The sequence below is a fragment of the Streptomyces sp. NPDC096136 genome (assembly GCF_044763325.1).
Classification (GTDB): Bacteria; Actinomycetota; Actinomycetes; order Streptomycetales; family Streptomycetaceae; genus Streptomyces.
Genome location: NZ_JBIWFZ010000003.1, coordinates 485,489 through 501,409, shown reverse-complemented (window position 1 = coordinate 501,409; position 15,921 = coordinate 485,489). Strand labels below are relative to the sequence as shown.

8 protein-coding genes are annotated in these 15,921 nt (G+C 75.4%); 2 read left to right on the top strand and 6 right to left on the bottom strand.

Features of this window, described 5'->3' with window-relative positions; all coding sequences use genetic code 11:
• Positions 1 to 4 precede the first annotated feature (4 nt).
• The 3 genes from ACIRBY_RS08610 to ACIRBY_RS08600 all read right to left on the bottom strand — a co-directional run bounded on the left by ACIRBY_RS08610 (position 5) and on the right by ACIRBY_RS08600 (position 8,168).
• Positions 5 to 3,814 carry a UvrD-helicase domain-containing protein gene (locus tag ACIRBY_RS08610; RefSeq protein ID WP_403897930.1) on the bottom strand — a complete coding sequence of 1,270 codons (3,810 nt, stop codon included), beginning with the start codon at positions 3,812 to 3,814 and terminating at the stop codon, positions 5 to 7.
• Between the two features lie 43 nt (positions 3,815 to 3,857).
• Positions 3,858 to 7,604 (bottom strand): UvrD-helicase domain-containing protein, encoded by a 3,747-nt coding sequence (locus tag ACIRBY_RS08605; protein WP_403898259.1) that lies wholly within the window; start codon positions 7,602 to 7,604, stop codon positions 3,858 to 3,860.
• Between the two features lie 207 nt (positions 7,605 to 7,811).
• Positions 7,812 to 8,168 (bottom strand): MGMT family protein, encoded by a 357-nt coding sequence (locus tag ACIRBY_RS08600; RefSeq protein ID WP_403897928.1) that lies wholly within the window; start codon positions 8,166 to 8,168, stop codon positions 7,812 to 7,814.
• Between the two features lie 110 nt (positions 8,169 to 8,278).
• Here ACIRBY_RS08600 and ACIRBY_RS08595 point away from each other — a divergent pair, with 110 nt between their 5' ends.
• Positions 8,279 to 11,089 (top strand): flippase-like domain-containing protein, encoded by a 2,811-nt coding sequence (locus ACIRBY_RS08595; RefSeq protein ID WP_403897926.1) that lies wholly within the window; start codon positions 8,279 to 8,281, stop codon positions 11,087 to 11,089.
• Positions 11,090 to 11,268: 179 nt separating this feature from the next.
• The gene (locus ACIRBY_RS08590) at positions 11,269 to 12,876 is read left to right on the top strand and encodes an alpha/beta hydrolase (RefSeq protein ID WP_403897923.1); all 1,608 of its coding nucleotides are present in this window, start codon (positions 11,269 to 11,271) and stop codon (positions 12,874 to 12,876) included.
• Here ACIRBY_RS08590 and moeZ read toward each other — a convergent pair.
• The 3 genes from moeZ to ACIRBY_RS08575 form a co-directional block, all read right to left on the bottom strand.
• The gene (moeZ, locus tag ACIRBY_RS08585; RefSeq protein ID WP_403897921.1) at positions 12,873 to 14,051 is read right to left on the bottom strand and encodes an adenylyltransferase/sulfurtransferase MoeZ; all 1,179 of its coding nucleotides are present in this window, start codon (positions 14,049 to 14,051) and stop codon (positions 12,873 to 12,875) included. The genes ACIRBY_RS08590 and moeZ overlap by 4 nt on opposite strands.
• 63 nt (positions 14,052 to 14,114) lie before the next feature.
• Complete coding sequence (locus ACIRBY_RS08580) at positions 14,115 to 14,870, bottom strand: spherulation-specific family 4 protein (RefSeq protein ID WP_403897919.1); 756 nt, start codon at positions 14,868 to 14,870, stop codon at positions 14,115 to 14,117.
• Positions 14,858 to 15,871, bottom strand: coding sequence for an NAD-dependent epimerase/dehydratase (locus ACIRBY_RS08575; protein WP_390685234.1), 1,014 nt, complete (start codon positions 15,869 to 15,871; stop codon positions 14,858 to 14,860). Before ACIRBY_RS08575 ends, ACIRBY_RS08580 begins: the two co-directional genes overlap by 13 nt.
• Positions 15,872 to 15,921: the final 50 nt, after the last annotated feature.

The following is a 15,921-nucleotide window of genomic DNA, read 5'->3' as shown; positions in this document are numbered from 1 at the left end:
GAGCCTAGCCGTCCGCCTGGTGGGCACCGTCCGTGCCCGATGTGCCTTGGAGGATCCGCTCAAGACGCTCCCGGCCGGGGAGGTCGCGGGGGCGGATGACACGGCCGCTGCGGACGTGGAGGAAGGCGGCGGCGACCCGGTCGAGGGGGGTGCCGGTGGCTTCCGCCCAGGCGAGGCGGTAGACGGCGAGCTGGAGGGGGTCGGCCTGGGTGGTGCGGCCGGTCTTCCAGTCGACGACCTCGTACGAGCCGTCGGGGTTGCGGTAGACGGCGTCGATCCGGCCGCGGATCACCCGGCCGGCGAGGGTGAGCTGGACGGGGGCCTCCATCCGGTACGGGGTGCGCTCGGCGTACTCGCTGCGCTCGAAGGCGGCCTTGAGGGCCTCGAGGTCGGCGGCGTCGGCGATCTCCTGGTCGGCGCCGGGGAGGTCGGCGGCGGGGTCGAGGACGTCGAGGTGGGGCAGGGGCAGCGCGTCGAAGCGGGACTCGACCCAGGCGTGGAAGCGGGTGCCCTGGCGGGCCGCGGGCTGCGGGGGCTTGGGCATGGGGCGGGCCAGGTCGCGGACGAACGCCTGCTCGTCGGCGGCGAGGCGCAGGAGCTGGCTGGCGGAGAGGGCGGCGGGCAGCTCCACGTCGCGCACGGCGGCGCGGGCGCGCAGCAGCTCGCCCTCCAGGGCGTCGAGGTCCCGGTCCCAGGAGGCCACGGCCCGCGCCTCCTCGGCGGTCAGCCCGGCGCCCTGCGGCGCGGGGGCGTGCGGGTGCTCCGGCGCGCGGCCGTCCGGGCCGTCGGGCCCCGCCCCGTCCCCGGGCAGCACGGCCTCACCGGCCCACAGGTCGTCGTCGGGACCACCGCCGGGCGCGCCCGGGCCGGTCTCCGCCGGGACCGGGCCCGCGGGCGGCGCCTCGCCCGCCCAGAGGTCGTCGGCGGCCGCGGGTTCGGGCCGGAGGCCGGATTCCCCCACCCCGCCCCTTCCCGAAACCGGGGCTCCGCCCCGGACCCCGGCCCCGGCCGCCCGCGGGGCGGGCACGGCCTCACCGGCCCACAGGTCGTCGTCCGGACCACCGCCGGGCGCGCCCGGGCCGGTCTCGGCCGGGGGCGGCCCCGCGGGCACGGCTTCGCCGGGCCGCGGGTCGTCCGGGGCCCCGGGCAGGGAGGGAACGCCGTGCGGCGGGGTCGGGCCTTCGTCCCACGGGTCCGCGGGCATGGCTTCGTCTGCCCAGAGGTCGTCGGGGGGTTCGTTCCCGTAGGACGGGTCCTCGCAGTCGGGGGGCCAGAGGTAGGGGGCTTCCGCGGGGGCCGGTGCCGGGGCGGCCAGGTGGGATTCGACCAGGGTGGCGGCCCGGCGGCGGAGGGCGAGGGAGTCGGGGTCCAGGGGGAGCGGCCAGGAGTGGTCCGCGGCGGCGTCCTCGGCCAGGGCCGGGTTCTCGGCGTCGGGGTCGGGGGCGTCCGCCCAGGCCTCGATCTCGCCGTGGCCCCGGGCGCAGTGGTCGTGGAGGGCCTGGAGGAAGGCCGACGGGCCCCGGCGGCGCTTCTGGGTGGGGCCCCACCAGTGGCCCGAGGCCAGCAGGAGGGAGCGGGGGCGGGTGAAGGTGACGTAGCCCAGGCGGAGCTCCTCCGTCTCCTTGTGGGACTTCAGGGCCGCCTTGAAGGACTTCAGGCCCGCCGAGGTCCACGCCGGGTCGGCCGGGAGGGTGTCGGCGTCGCCGCGCAGGGCGTACGGGAGCACCTTCGGGTACGCCGTCCAGGCCTCCGGGGCCTTCTCCTTCGGGAAGGAGCCCGCGCACAGGTCGGGGACGACCACCACGTCCCACTCCAGGCCCTTGGACTTGTGGGCCGTGAGGACCTTCACCGTGTTCTCGCCGCCGGGCAGGGCGTGGTCCAGGCCCTTCTCGTACTGGGCGGCCGTGCGCAGGAAGCCCAGGAAGGCCAGCAGGGTGGCCTCGCCGTCCAGCGCCGCGAAGCCGGCCGCGACGTCCAGGAAGTTCGAGAGGGTCTCGCGCCGGCGGGCCGCCAGCGCGTGGGGGGAGGCCGCGAGTTCCACGTCCAGGCCGGTGGTGGTCAGGACCCGGTGCAGGACGTCCATCAGCGGGTCGGAGAGGGAGCGGCGCAGGTCGCGGAGTTCCTGCGCGAGGTGCGCGAAGCGGACCCGGGCGGCCGCGGAGAAGGGGAGGTCCTGGGCGGCCGAGCCGTCCAGGAAGGTCTCCAGGGCGTCGGCGAGGGAGACGACCTCGGCCGGGTCGACGCCCTCGACCGCCGCCGCCAGGCGGCCGTCGGGGCCGGCGGAGGCGTCGGGGCGGGCCACCAGCTGCCGGGCCAGGCGGCCGAGCAGCGCCAGGTCGCGGGCGCCGATGCGCCAGCGCGGGCCGATGAGGAGGCGGACCAGGGCGGCGTTGGCGCCGGGGTCCTGGAGCACCTCGCAGACCGAGACCAGGTCGGCCACCTCGGGCAGGTGCAGGAGGCCGGACAGGCCGACGACCTCCACCGGGACGTCGCGGGCGACCAGTACCGCCTGGATGCGGGCGAAGTCGGCGGCCGAGCGGCACAGGACGGCGATCTCGCCCGGTTCCGTGCCCGTCCACACCAGGTGCGCGACGGAGTCGCCGACCCACTCCAGCTCCTCGGCGTGGGTGGGCAGCAGCGCGCAGCGGACCAGGCCGTCGTGTTCGGCCCCCGGGGCGGGGCGCAGCGCCTCGACGCCCTCGTGCAGGGCGCGCAGCGGGGCGGCCAGCCCGTTGGCGAGGTCCAGCAGGCGGCCGCCGCTGCGGCGGTTCTCGCTGAGCGAGAGCCGGGTCGCGGGGCTGCCGTCGGCGTGCGGGAAGTGCTCGGGGAAGTCGTCGAGGTTGGCGACGGACGCGCCGCGCCAGCCGTAGATGGCCTGGCAGGGGTCGCCGACGGCGGTGACGGCGTGTCCCGTGCCCCCGCCGAAGAGGCCGGACAGCAGCAGCCGCTGGGCGACGGAGGTGTCCTGGTACTCGTCGAGGAGGACGACGCGGAACTCCTCCCGCAGCAGGGAGCCGACCTCGGGGCGGGTGGTGGCGAGCCGCGCGGAAAGGGCTATCTGGTCGCCGAAGTCGAACAGGTCGCGGGAGCGCCTGGCCTCGCGGTAGCGGACGACGAGCTCCAGCAGCTCCAGGCGGCCGCGGACGGCCGCGGGGGCCTTGCGCAGGTCCTCGTTGGTGAGCCGGGTGTCCGCGAGGACGCCGAGGAGCTCCGTGTCGTACGCGCGCAGCTCCGCCGGCTCGACCAGGTGCTCGGAGAGCTCCGCGTCGAGCGCGAGGAGGTCGCCGACCAGGTCGGGGAGGGACTTGGTGAGGGCGGGGTAGGGGCCGGGGGCCTCGCGGAGCACCTTGGCGGCGAGCTGGAAGCGGGTGGCGTCGGCGAGGAGGCGGGCGCTGGGTTCGAGGCCGATGCGCAGGCCGTGGTCCTTGAGGAGCTGGCCGGCGAAGGCGTGGTAGGTGGAGATGCGGGGCTCGCCGCCGGCCGCGTCGGGGTCGGCCGGGGAGGGTTCCGGGTCGGTGATGCCGGCCCGTGCGAGGGCTTTGCGTACGCGTTCGGCGAGTTCGCCGGCGGCCTTGTTGGTGAAGGTGAGGCCGAGGACCTGTTCGGGGGCGACCGCGCCGGTGCCGACGAGCCAGACGACGCGGGCGGCCATGACCGTGGTCTTGCCGGAGCCGGCTCCGGCGACGATGACCTGGGGGGCGGGCGGGGCGGTGACGCAGGCCAGCTGTTCGGGCGTGAAGGGGATCCCGAGGAGCTCCTTGAGCTGCTCGGGATCGTCGAGGACGGGGGCGCGCCCGGAGTCGTACGCGGTCACCTCAAAAGGCTAGCCGCCCGCGCCGACACTCCCGGCCGCCGTCTCACTCCACGGTCTGGCGGCCCTCGGGGAGGGCGCTGCAGGAGCTGCGGAAGGAGCAGCGCTTGCAGTGTTCGCCGGTGGCGGGTGCGAAGCGTTCGTCCAGGACCCGGCCCGCGGCGGTGGCCAGCAGGTCGCCGACCCACTCGCCGGAACTGCCCGCGGACAGCCCCTCCTGCGCCTGGATCTTCGGGACCCCGTCGCCGCCGTCGCGCTGCGCGGCGCCCTGGCGCAGCTGGACGAGCTCGGCGCCGCCGGGTTCGGGGCGCCGGCCGTCGAAGACCTCGTCGACGGCCCCCTCGCGGACGGCGAGCTGGTAGACGGCGAGCTGGGGGTGGCGGGCGACCTCGTCGCGGGTGGGGGCGCGCTTGCCGGTCTTGAAGTCGACGACGTAGGCGCGGCCCTGCGGGTCGGCCTCGACGCGGTCCATGGAGCCGCGGATGCGGACGGCGTACTCGCCGGCGTCGAGGGTGACGTCGAAGTCGTGCTCGGTGGCCACGGCGGTGCGGCCGCCGCGGTCGGTGGTGTGCCAGCGCAGGAAGCGTTCCAGGGCGGCGCGGGCGTTGTCCTTCTCCTGGCGGGACTTCCAGGGGGCGTCGAAGGCGAGGGCGTCCCAGACGGAGTCCAGGCGCTCCATGAGGACGGCGAGGTCGGCGGGGGTGCGGCCGGAGGCGACCTCGTCGGCGAGGACGTGGACGACGTTGCCGAAGCCCTGGGCCGCGGTGGAGGGGGCGTCGGCCTTGACCTCGCGGCCCAGGAACCACTGGAGGGAGCAGGTGCCGGCGAGCTGCTCCAGGGAGCTGGGCGAGAGGTTCAGCGCCCGGTCGCGGTCGCGGAGGGGGGCGGGGGCCCGGGTGGGCTCGTACAGGCCCCACCAGCGCTGCGGGTGCGCGGCGGGGACCAGGGGGCGGTCCTCGTCGTCGGTGAGCGCGGCGAGCCGGGCGAGGCGCCGGGCCGCGGCGTCGCGCAGGGCGGGCGAGGCGTCGGGGTCGACGGTGGTGGCGCGCAGCTCGGCGACGAGGGCGGCGACGGCCAGGGGGCGGCGGGGGCGGCCGGTGACGTCCTTGGGGGTGACGCCGAGCTCGGTGAGGAAGCGGGAGGGCTGGTCGCCGTCCTCGGCGGGGGCCTTGACGGCGGTGACGACGAGGCGGTGGCGGGCGCGGGTGGCGGCGACGTAGAAGAGCCGCCGTTCCTCGGCGAGGAGGGCGCCGGGGGTGAGGGGCTCGGCGAGGCCGTCGCGTCCGATGCGGTCGGCCTCCAGGAGGGAGCCGCGGCGGCGCAGGTCGGGCCAGAGCCCTTCCTGGACCCCGGCGACGACGACGAGGCCCCACTCCAGGCCCTTGGAGCGGTGGGCGGTCATCAGGCGCACGGCGTCGGAGCGCACGGCGCGGGTGGTGAGGGTGTCGGCGGCGATGTCCTCGGCCTCGAGCTGCTCCAGGAAGTTGAGCGCGCCGCGGCCGCCGGTGCGCTCCTCGGCGCGGGCGGCGTTGTCGAAGAGGGCGCAGACGGCGTCGAGGTCGCGGTCGGCGTTGCGGCCGGCGGGCCCGCCGCGGCGGGCCTGGCGTTCGAGGCGCTGCGGCCAGGGGGTGCCGTCCCAGAGGGTCCACAGGGCCTCTTCGGCGGTGCCGCCGCCCTGGAGGAGCTCGCGGGTCTTGCGCAGGAGCAGGCCGAGGCGCTGCGCGCCGCGGGCGTACGCGGGGTCGTGCGCGGTGAGGCGCTCGGGCTCGGCGAGGGCTCGGGCGAGCAGGACGTCGGAGGGCGCGGGCACGGCGGCCCCGGCGGCCCGCTCCTCGTCCCGCAGGGCCCGCCCGAGCCGGCGCAGGTCGGCGGCGTCCATCCCGCCGAGCGGCGACCCGAGCAGCTCGACGGCGTCCTCGACCCCGACCCACCCGTCGCCTCCGGCGGTCACGGGGGCACCCCCGGGCTCCACGGCGGGGACGGGACCGACCGGCGCCGCGGCGGCTGCGGGCGCGGCGCCCGGCACGGAACCGTCCGGGTCCGCATCCGGCCCGGCGGTGGGCGCGGGGGCGGCCGACCCGTCGGCCGGCGCGGCGCCCGGCGCCGAACCGTCCCGGTCCGCATCCGGCCCGGCGGTGGGCGCGGGGGCGGCCGACCCGTCGGCCGGCGCGGCGCCCGGCGCCGAACCGTCCGGGTCCGCATCCGGCCCGGCGGTGGCCGACGCGGTGGTGGCTGCGGGCGGGGCGCCCGGCACGGAACCGTCCGGCACGGAAGCGTCCAGCCCGGTGGCGGCCGACGCGGAAGCGTCCAACCCGGTGGCGTCCAGCCCGGTGGCGGCCGACTCGGAAGCGTCCAACCCGGTGGCGTCCAGCCCGGTGGCGGCCGACGCGGAAGCGGCCGGGCCGGTGGCGGTCGGGGCTGCGGCCGGGCCGGCGGCGGGTGGTGGTGTGGTGGCTGCGGCCGTGGCGGTGAGGCGGAGAGCCGTCAGGAGGGGGGACAGGGCCGGTTCGTGGCGTAGGGGGGTGGTGGTGGCGTCCGTCTCCGCCGGGACGCCCGCCGCGATCAGGGCGCGGCGCATCGCCGGGAGGGTGCGGCCGCCCGAGCGGACCAGGACGGCCATGTCCTGCCAGGGCACCCCGTCCTCCAGGTGGGCCCGGCGGAGGATGTCGGCGATGTTGTCCAGCTCGGCCCCGGCCGTCGGGTACGTGTACACCTCCGCGCTGCCGCCCTCGCGGGCGGGCGCGAGGTCGCGGTGCGCCCGTACGGCGGCGGCGGGCAGGCGCGGGACCGGCATCCGGGCGGTGAGCAGGCGGGTGGCGGCCAGGAGGTTCGCGCCCGAGCGGCGGCCCACGGTCAGGGCCCGGACCTCCGCGCCCGGGAAGGAGGACCCGAAGTCGAGGACGTTGTTGATGTCGGCGCCCCGGAAGGCGTAGATCGACTGGTCCGGGTCGCCGAAGGCGACCAGCGTCCCGGCCGGGCCGTTCAGCGCGCGCAGCAGCCTCAGCTGGGAGGCGTCCGTGTCCTGGTACTCGTCCACGTAGATCACGTCGTACGCGGAGGAGACCGACGGGGTCTCCTCGGCGAGGAGGACGGCGCGGTGGACCAGTTCGGCGTAGTCGAGGGAGCCCTGGAGGTCCAGGACGTCGAGGTACTCGGAGAGGAAGGCGGCCGCCGCCTTCCAGTCGGGGCGGCCGATGCGGTCGGCGAAGCCGGCGAGGGCGCGCGGGCCCAGGCCCAGCTCGCGGGCGCGGGCCAGGACGGCGCGCACCTCGTCCGCGAAGCCGCGGGTGGTCAGCGCGGCCCGCAGGTCCTCGGGCCAGCGGATGGAGCGCAGCCGGCGCTGGCCCTCCAGCAGGGTGCGGACCATCACGTCCTGCTCGGGTCCGGACAGCAGCCGCAGCGGGTCGGCGAAGAGCTCGTGGTCCTGGTGGGCACGGACCAGGCCGTAGCAGAAGGAGTGGAAGGTGGTGGCCTGCGGTGCGCGGGCGCCGCCGAGCCGCAGGGCGGCGCGGTCGCGCAGCTCGACGGCCGCCTTGCGGCCGAAGGTGAGGACGAGGATGCGGGCCGGGTCGGTCCCGGCCTCGACGCGGGCGGCGGCCGCCTCCACGAGGGTGGTGGTCTTGCCGGTGCCCGGGCCGGCCAGGACGAGCAGCGGTCCGCCGGTGTGATCAACCACCGCCCGCTGGGCCGCGTCCAGAACAGGGGGGGCCACCTGCCGCGGGCCGGTGCGCACCAGCCGGTACGCGTCGGGCGTACGCGTACGCCGCTCCGAGCGGCCGGGAGAAGAGGTGATCACGTGGGGTGCCGGTCCTGGTGGGTCTGCGGGTGCTGTCAGCCGGGCGGCCGGCGCGGGCGCCGGAGCCGAAGAGGCAACGCTACGGCAACCGGGAGGGGCGCCGCAGTCCCTCCCGGCGGGCCCGGGCGTCGCCACGGCGGGCCCGCGGGCCGTCCCCCGTACGGGCCCCCGGGTGCCCGTCCGGATTCCGGATGGCCGCAGCCGTCAGGTGTGAGTCTCGTCGCCTCCGGCGGAGGTCCCGCTCCCGTCCCAGCGTGCCCGCCGCATCGCCAGGCGCGGCTCGCCGGAGGGGGTCTCGCGCAGCGGGGTGCCCTCGGTGCGGTAGTGCTCCAGGGCGCGCCGCTCGTGTCCGGGCAGGGGGACGCCGTCCGCGCGCACCACCCGCCACCAGGGCACGGCTCCTCCGTACAGGGCCATGACGCGCCCGACTTGGCGGGGTCCGCCCTCGCCGAGCCACTCGGCGACGTCGCCGTAGGTCATCACCCGGCCGGGCGGAATCCGCTCGGCCACCTCCAGTACCCGCTCCGCGTACGCGGGCAGCTCTCCGCTCATTCGGCCCATGGTGCCGGATGCCGGGGGCGCCTCGGCGGAAGCTTCGGTTCCATACCGGCGCGCACCCTGATGCCCCGCGAGGGTGCCGGTCCGTGCCACCATCTTCCGGGCGGTGACTGGTGATACGTGATCAAGAAGAGACGGAAGTGACGGCGAAGGAGCGGGGTGTGAGCCCTCCGGACGGCGCGGGATCGGGCGGGGACGCCCGCCCGCACGACGACGCGCCCGACGGGGCCGGCGCACGCCCCGTCGAGCCCGCGGCGGACGCCCGCGGGGGGGCCGCCGGGGACTCCGGCGCGGACGGGAACGCCCGGCCGGCGCCGCACGACCCGCACCCCGACGACCCGCCCGGCCACACCCCGACGGCGGCGGACCGCGTCGAGGTGGACGAGCCGCTGCTCGCCGCCCGCGTGCACCGCCCCTCCGACCTGGTGCGCCTGCTCGTCGGCGTCCTCGGGATCGCCGTCGTGCTCGGCATCGCCGCCTTCGCCCACGGCACGACCGTGGGCCTGGAGGCCGACATCAGCAAGGGCACCGGCCAGGCGCCGGACGTGCTGATCAAGGTCGCGGGCCTGGTGTCCAGCATCGCGGTGCTGCTCGTGCCGGTCGCCTTCGCCATCGAGCGGCTGATCAAACGCGACGGGCTGCGCATCGCCGACGGCGTCCTGGCCGCCGTCCTCGCGCACGGGGTCACCCTCGCCACCGACCTGTGGGTCTCCCAGGCCGCCCCGGAGACCATCCAGGACGCCCTGACCCGCTCCGCCGGCGGCGGGGCGCTCACCGACCCGGTGCACGGGTACCTCGCGCCCGTGATCGCGTACATGACCGCCGTCGGGATGACGCGGCGGCCGCGCTGGCGGGTGGCCCTGTGGGTGGTGCTGCTGCTGGACGCCTTCGCGATGCTGGTCAGCGGGTACACCACGCCCTTCTCGATCATCCTGACGGTGCTCATCGGCTGGAGCGTCGCGTACGGGACCCTGTACGCGGTCGGCTCGCCGAACGTCCGCCCCACCGGGCAGCACCTCCTCGCCGGACTGCGCCGCGTCGGCTTCCAGCCGGTCAGCGCGATGCGTGCGGAGGCGTCCGACGGGGACACCGCCGAGACCGGAGACCGGGGCCGGCGCTACCACGTCACCCTGGAGGACGGCCCGCCGCTGGACGTCACCGTCGTGGACCGCGAGCAGCAGGCGCAGGGGTTCTTCTACCGGGTGTGGCGGCGGATGACCCTGCGCGGGATCACCACCCGGCGCAGCATCCAGTCGCTGCGCCAGGCCCTGGAGCAGGAGGCCCTCCTCGCGTACGCGGCGATCGCGGCCGGGGCGAACGCGCAGAGGCTGATCGCCACCTCCGAACTGGGCCCGGACGCCGTGATGCTGGTCTACGAGCACCTCGGCGGCCGCACCCTCGACGCCCTCCCCGACGAGGAGATCACCGACGAGCTGATCCGCAACGCGTGGGAGCAGGTACGGGCCCTCCAGTCGCGCCGGATCGCCCACCGCCGCCTCACCGGGGACGCGTTGGTGGTGGATCGTTCCGGCAAGGTCGTCCTCACCGACCTGCGGGGCGGCGAGATCGCCGCCGGCGACCTCGTCCTGCGGATGGACGTCGCACAGCTGCTGACCACCCTCGGCCTGCGGGTCGGCGCGGAGCGGTCGGTGGCCTCGGCGGTGTCGGTACTGGGCCCGGACACGGTCGCGGACTGCCTGCCGCTGCTCCAGCCGATCGCGCTGAGCCGCTCCACGCGGGCGACGCTGCGCCGACTGGCCCGGGAGCGGGCCGACCGGCAGCGGGAGGCCGTGCTGGAGTCCTCCCGCCAGGCGAAGGCGGCCCGGGAGGCGGCGTCGGGGACGTCCGGGACCTCGGCGGCCGCGGAGCGCAAGGCGGAGAAGAGGGCGCTGGACGACGCGCTGGAAGGGGCGCGGGAGGAGGACCTGCTGAGCCAGATCCGCAAGCAGGTGCTGCTGATCCGCCCGCAGGCCCCGGTGGAGCCGGCCCGGCTGGAGCGGATCCGGCCGCGGACGCTGGTGTCGTTCATCGCGGGCGCCTTCGGCGCGTACTTCCTGCTCACCCAGCTGGCCCACGTCGACTTCGCGACCATCGTCGGCGAGGCGCAGTGGGGCTGGGTGGGGGCCGCGCTGGCCTTCTCGGCGCTCACGTACGTGGCGGCGGCGATGAGCCTGCTGGGGTTCGTACCCGAGCGGGTGTCGTTCCTGCGGTCGGTGGTCACGCAGGTGGCGGGGTCCTTCGTGAAGCTGGTGGCCCCGGCCGCGGTCGGCGGGTACGCGCTGAACACCCGGTTCCTCCAGCGGGCGGGGGTGCGGCCGGGGCTGGCGGTGGCGAGCGTCGGCGCCTCGCAGCTGTTCTCGCTGGCCTGCCACATCCTGCTGCTGCTGTCCTTCGGCTACCTGACGGGGACGGAGAAGACCCCGGAGATGACCCCGTCGAGGACGGTCATCGCGGGTCTGCTGACGGTGGCGGTGCTGGTGCTGGTCGTCACGGCGGTGCCGTTCCTGCGGAAGTTCGTGGTGACGCGGGTGCGGGCGCTGTTCGCGGGCGTCGTGCCGCGCATGCTGGACGTGCTCCAGCGGCCGCAGAAGCTGATGACGGGCATCGGCGGCACGCTGCTGCTGACCGGCTGCTTCGTGATGTGCCTGGACGCGTCCATCCGCGCCTTCGGGGGCGGGAACACCCTGAGCTACGCGAGCATCGCGGTGGTCTTCCTCGCGGGCAACGCGCTCGGCTCGGCGGCGCCCACGCCCGGTGGCATCGGCGCGGTGGAGACCACGCTGACGCTGGGGCTGATCGCGGCCGGGCTGGAGAAGGAGGTGGCGATCTCCGCGGTGCTGCTGTTCCGGTTGATGACGTTCTGGCTGCCGGTGCTGCCGGGGTGGGTGTCGTTCAACTACCTGACGCGGAAGGAAGCCATCTAGCTCCGCGGGATCCCGGGGTACCACCGCTCCGCGGGGGCTCCGCCCCCGGCCTCCCGCCCGCGTCGCCACGGCCGGGCGGCGGCCGACCGCGTCCGGGCCCGGACGTACGGCCGGACGGGCGGGTCACCCGGCTGGACCGTCAGCGGGCGGAGCGCGGGGCGGACGCCCACGATGGGGGTATGCCGACGATCGCCCTCCGGACCGCCGCAGCCGCCGCCGTCGCCGCCGCGCTGCTCACCACCTGCGCCTGTTCGGGTGGGGAAGCCGGGCTGCGCAAGGCCCCGTCGGGGGGCGCCATGGACACGCCGCCCCTGAAGTGGGGGGAGTGCGAGGCACCGGACGCCGCCCAGGGCGGCGGACAGGCGCCGCCCGCGGACTGGCAGTGCGCCACCCTCCAGGTTCCGCTCGACTACTCCAAGCCGGAGGGGGAGACCATCCCCATCGCCCTGATCCGGGCGAAGGCCAGGAAGCCCAAGGAGCGGCTCGGGTCGCTCGTCTTCAACTTCGGCGGGCCCGGCGGCTCCGGGATCACCACCCTGCCCGGCGCCGCCAAGGACTACGCCGCCCTGCGCGACCGGTACGACCTGGTGAGCTTCGACCCGCGCGGGGTCGGCCGCAGCGCCCCGGTGCTCTGCGAGGACGACAAGCAGCTGGACGCGTACTACGGACAGGACTCCTCCCCCGCCACCCCGGCGCAGGAGAAGGCCTTCACCGACGGGCTCGGCAAGTACCAGGAGGCCTGCAAGACCCGCTCCGGCAAGGTGCTCCCGTACGTCGGCACCGAGAACGCGGCCCGCGACCTCGACCGCATCCGCCAGGCCCTCGGCGACGAGAAGCTGAACTACTTCGGCATCTCCTACGGCACCGAGCTGGGCGGGGTCTACGCCCACCTCTTCCCCAAGAACGTCGGCCGGGCCGTCTTCGACGCGGTCGTGGACCCGACCAAGGACTCCGCCCAGGGCGCCCTCGGCCAGGCGAAGGGCTTCCAGCTGGCCCTCGACAACTGGGCCCAGGACTGCGTGGACCGGGGCGAGCAGTGCCGGATCCAGGGCACCACCGCCAAGGAGATCGAGGCGAACATCGTCAAGCTGCAGAAGGCCCTGGCGGCCAAGCCCATCCCCGGCATCGGCGACCGGATGCTCACCGAGACGATGGCCACGAACGGCATCGCGCAGGCCCTGTACTCGAAGGAGCTGTGGCCGCTGCTGGAACAGGGCCTGGACGAGGCCGAAGGCGGGCAGGGGCAGCTGCTGATGGCCCTGTCCGACGCCCTCAACGGGCGGGACCAGCAGGGCCGTTACAGCAACATCGGCGCCGCCAACACCGCCATCAGCTGCGCGGACTCCAAGGACCGCTACAGCCTGGAGGAGACCAAGGCGAAGCTGCCGGAGTTCCGCAAGGCCTCCGCGGTCTTCGGGGACTTCCTGGGCTGGGCGCTGCTGAGCTGCACGGGCTGGCCGGTGCCCGGGGTCTGGCAGACCCCGGACGTCTCCGCCCCCGGGTCCGCCCCGATCCTGGTCGTCGGCAACACCGGCGACCCCGCCACCCCGTACGAGGGCGCGCGCAACATGGTGGAGCGGCTGGGCAAGGGCGTGGGCGTGGAGCTGACGTACAAGGGCCAGGGGCACGGTGCGTACAACAGCGGCGACCCGTGCGTGCAGCAGGCGGTGAACTCCTACCTGCTGGACGGGAAGGTGCCGGGCGCGAACGCCGTGTGCACCCCCGGGACGGCGAACGACGAAGGGGTCGTACCGTCGAGCGGTACGACCCCTCCGGGACAGGTCTAGTAGACCGGCTTCTCGGGCTCGATCTGGTGGACCCAGCCGATCACGCCGCCGCCGACGTGGACGGCGTCCGCGAAGCCCGCGCTCTTGAGGACCGCGAGGACTTCCGCACTGCGGACACCCGTCTTGCAGTGCAAGACGATCCGCTTGTCCTGCGGGAGGTCCTGGAGGGCGGTGCCCATCAGGAACTCGCCCTTGGGGATCAGCTTCGCGCCGGGGATCGAGACGATCTCGTACTCGTTCTTCTCGCGGACGTCGATGATCTCGATCGCCTCGCCCTCGTCGATCCACTCCTTGAGCTGCTTGGGAGTGATCGTCGAGCCGGCGGCGGCCTCCTGGGCCTCCTCCGAGACGACGCCGCAGAAGGCCTCGTAGTCGATGAGCTCGGTGACGGTCGCGTTCGGACCGCAGACCGCGCAGTCGGGGTCCTTGCGGACCTTGACCTGGCGGTACTGCATCTCCAGGGCGTCGTAGATCATCAGGCGGCCGACGAGCGGGTCGCCGACGCCGGTGAGGACCTTGATGGCCTCGGTGACCTGGATGGAGCCGATGGACGCGCAGAGCACGCCGAGGACGCCGCCCTCGGCGCAGCTCGGGACCATGCCCGGCGGCGGGGGCTCCGGGTAGAGGCAGCGGTAGCAGGGGCCGTGCTCGGACCAGAACACGGAGGCCTGGCCGTCGAAGCGGTAGATCGAGCCCCACACGTACGGCTTGTTCAGCAGCACGCAGGCGTCGTTGACCAGGTAGCGCGTGGCGAAGTTGTCCGTGCCGTCGACGATGAGGTCGTACTGGCTGAAGATCTCCATCACGTTCTCGGCCTCGAGCCGCTCTTCGTGAAGGACCACGTTCACGTACGGGTTGATGCCCAGCACACTGTCGCGGGCGGACTCGGCCTTGGAGCGGCCGATGTCCGACTGGCTGTGGATGATCTGGCGCTGCAGGTTCGACTCGTCGACCTCGTCGAACTCCACGATGCCCAGCGTGCCGACGCCGGCCGCGGCGAGGTACATGAGGGCGGGCGAGCCGAGGCCGCCCGCGCCCACGGCCAGCACCTTGGCGTTCTTCAGGCGCTTCTGGCCGTCCATCCCGACGTCCGGGATGATCAGGTGGCGGGAGTACCGACGGACCTCGTCAACGGTGAGCTCAGCAGCTGGCTCGACCAGGGGTGGCAGCGACACGGGGACTCCGTAGATGGGTATGTCTGAACGGTGGTTCTTCCCGTAACACTGCCACGCCCTTCTTCATTCCGAGACACCCGGTCCGATGCGTGAGACGAATTCGTCCCAGTACGCGGGCATCGACTCCCACGGGTCCCGGTCGGGGGTCGCGCGCCGGTCGGTGAACCAGATGGTTCCGGCTCCCTGCCAGCGGGCGATGCGGACCGCCTCCTCCAGATGGGTGCGCGGCACCCCGTGGACGAGGTGGCAGAACCGCTCCGGCGCGTGGTCGGCGGTCCACTCCGCCACCTGCGACCAGCGGTAGTCGGCCCAGGACCCGGAGAAGGTCACCAGCTGGTCGGCGGCCTCCAGGTAGCCCTCGCACGGGTGCGTGCCGTGCCCGAGCACGATCCGCAGGTCCTCCCCGAGCCCCCGCAGGGCGTCGGTGAGCCGGTGGGTCCCGGCGAGCTCCGGCCGGTCCGAGGGGGCTTCGGCCAGGTAGAAGCCGCCGACGCCGTACCAGTCCCGGAAGCGGTGGGCGTCGGAGACCAGCTCCCCGAAGGGCCGGGTGCCGCCGCGCAGGGCGAGGTGGCCCAGGACGGTGCCGCCCGCGCACCGGAGCTTCGCGGCCGCCTCGGTGCAGTGCGGGTCGGGGCGGCCGCCGGGGCCGTCGGCGACGTTGAGCACGGCCCAGTGCAGCGGGGTGCCGGGGCGGGTCAGCTCGGCCCATTCCACGGGGGCGAGCAGCGGGTGCGCGTAGCCGGGGATGCCCAGGCCGAGCCGGCCGGACTCGGTGGCGGCCGTCGCCGTGGCCCCGGGCGGGGTGGTCAGATACGGCACGCCGCCTCCATCCAGATGTCGGCGAGGGACTCCTCGAGGTTGATCCGGGGCCGCCAGCCGAGCCGGTCCCGGGCGGTGCGGACGTCGGCCTGCTGCCAGGCGCCGCAGCCGTCGGGGTACGGGTAGGGCTGCGGGGCCGCGGTGGCGAGCTGCTCGGCGGTGGCCTCGGAGCGGGGCGAACCGATGCCGGGCAGGCCCTGCGGGCGGCCGGGGTGGCCGTGCGGGGCGTTGTGCGGTCCGCCGTGCGGGACGTCCAGCTCGTTGAGGGCGCCGCCGTAGCCGGCGACCCGGGCGAGGACGGCCGCCGCGTCGCGCAGCCGGACCGCGCGCCCGGTGCCGATGTTGACCACGCCCTGGGCGGCGGACAGGGAGGCGGCGTGCACGGCCCGGGCCACGTCCCGTACGTCGACGAAGTCGCGCTGCACGCCGAGCCCGCTGAGCTTGAGCTCCCCGTCGCCGGACTGCATGGCGCGCCGCATGGCCTCGGCGAGCCGGCCGAGCGGGGACCCGGCCGGGGTGCCGGGGCCGACGGGCGAGAAGACCCGCAGGACGACGGCGTCCAGTCCGGAGCCGAGCACCAGCTCGGTGGCGGCGAGCTTGCTGACCCCGTACGGTCCGCCGGGTCTCGGGACGGCGTCCTCGGCCGTGGACGAGCCGGGCTGGCTGGGCCCGTACTCGGCGGCGCAGCCGAGCTGGACGAGGCGGGCCCCGCAGCCGCTGCGGCGCAGGGACTCGCAGATGGTGGCGACGGCGACGGTGTTGTGCCGGGTGAGTTCGCGGGCTCCGCCGCGGGTGGCGCCCGCGCAGTTGATGACGACGCCGGGGTGGACGGCGTCCAGGAAGCGGGTGAGGGCGCCGGGACTGCCGGTGGCGAGGTCGAAGCGGACGTCGGCGTCGTCGCCGCGGCCGAGCGCGGTGAGCTGGACGGCGGGGTCGGCGAGCAGCCGGTCCGCGACGTAGCGGCCGAGGTAACCGTTGGCTCCGATCAGCAGCACCCTCATCGCGCGGCCCCTCGGTTGGTTGGCTGGCCGGTCATCCTGTTTCTCCTTGG

Excerpts from the sequence above, each read along its gene's own strand:
- ACIRBY_RS08600 (WP_403897928.1), bottom strand. The coding sequence starts at position 8,168 with ATGGGCCGAATGAGCGGAGAGCTGCCCGCGTACGCGGAGCGGGTACTG.
- ACIRBY_RS08590 (WP_403897923.1), top strand. The coding sequence starts at position 11,269 with ATGCCGACGATCGCCCTCCGGACCGCCGCAGCCGCCGCCGTCGCCGCC.
- ACIRBY_RS08575 (WP_390685234.1), bottom strand. The coding sequence starts at position 15,871 with ATGAGGGTGCTGCTGATCGGAGCCAACGGTTACCTCGGCCGCTACGTC.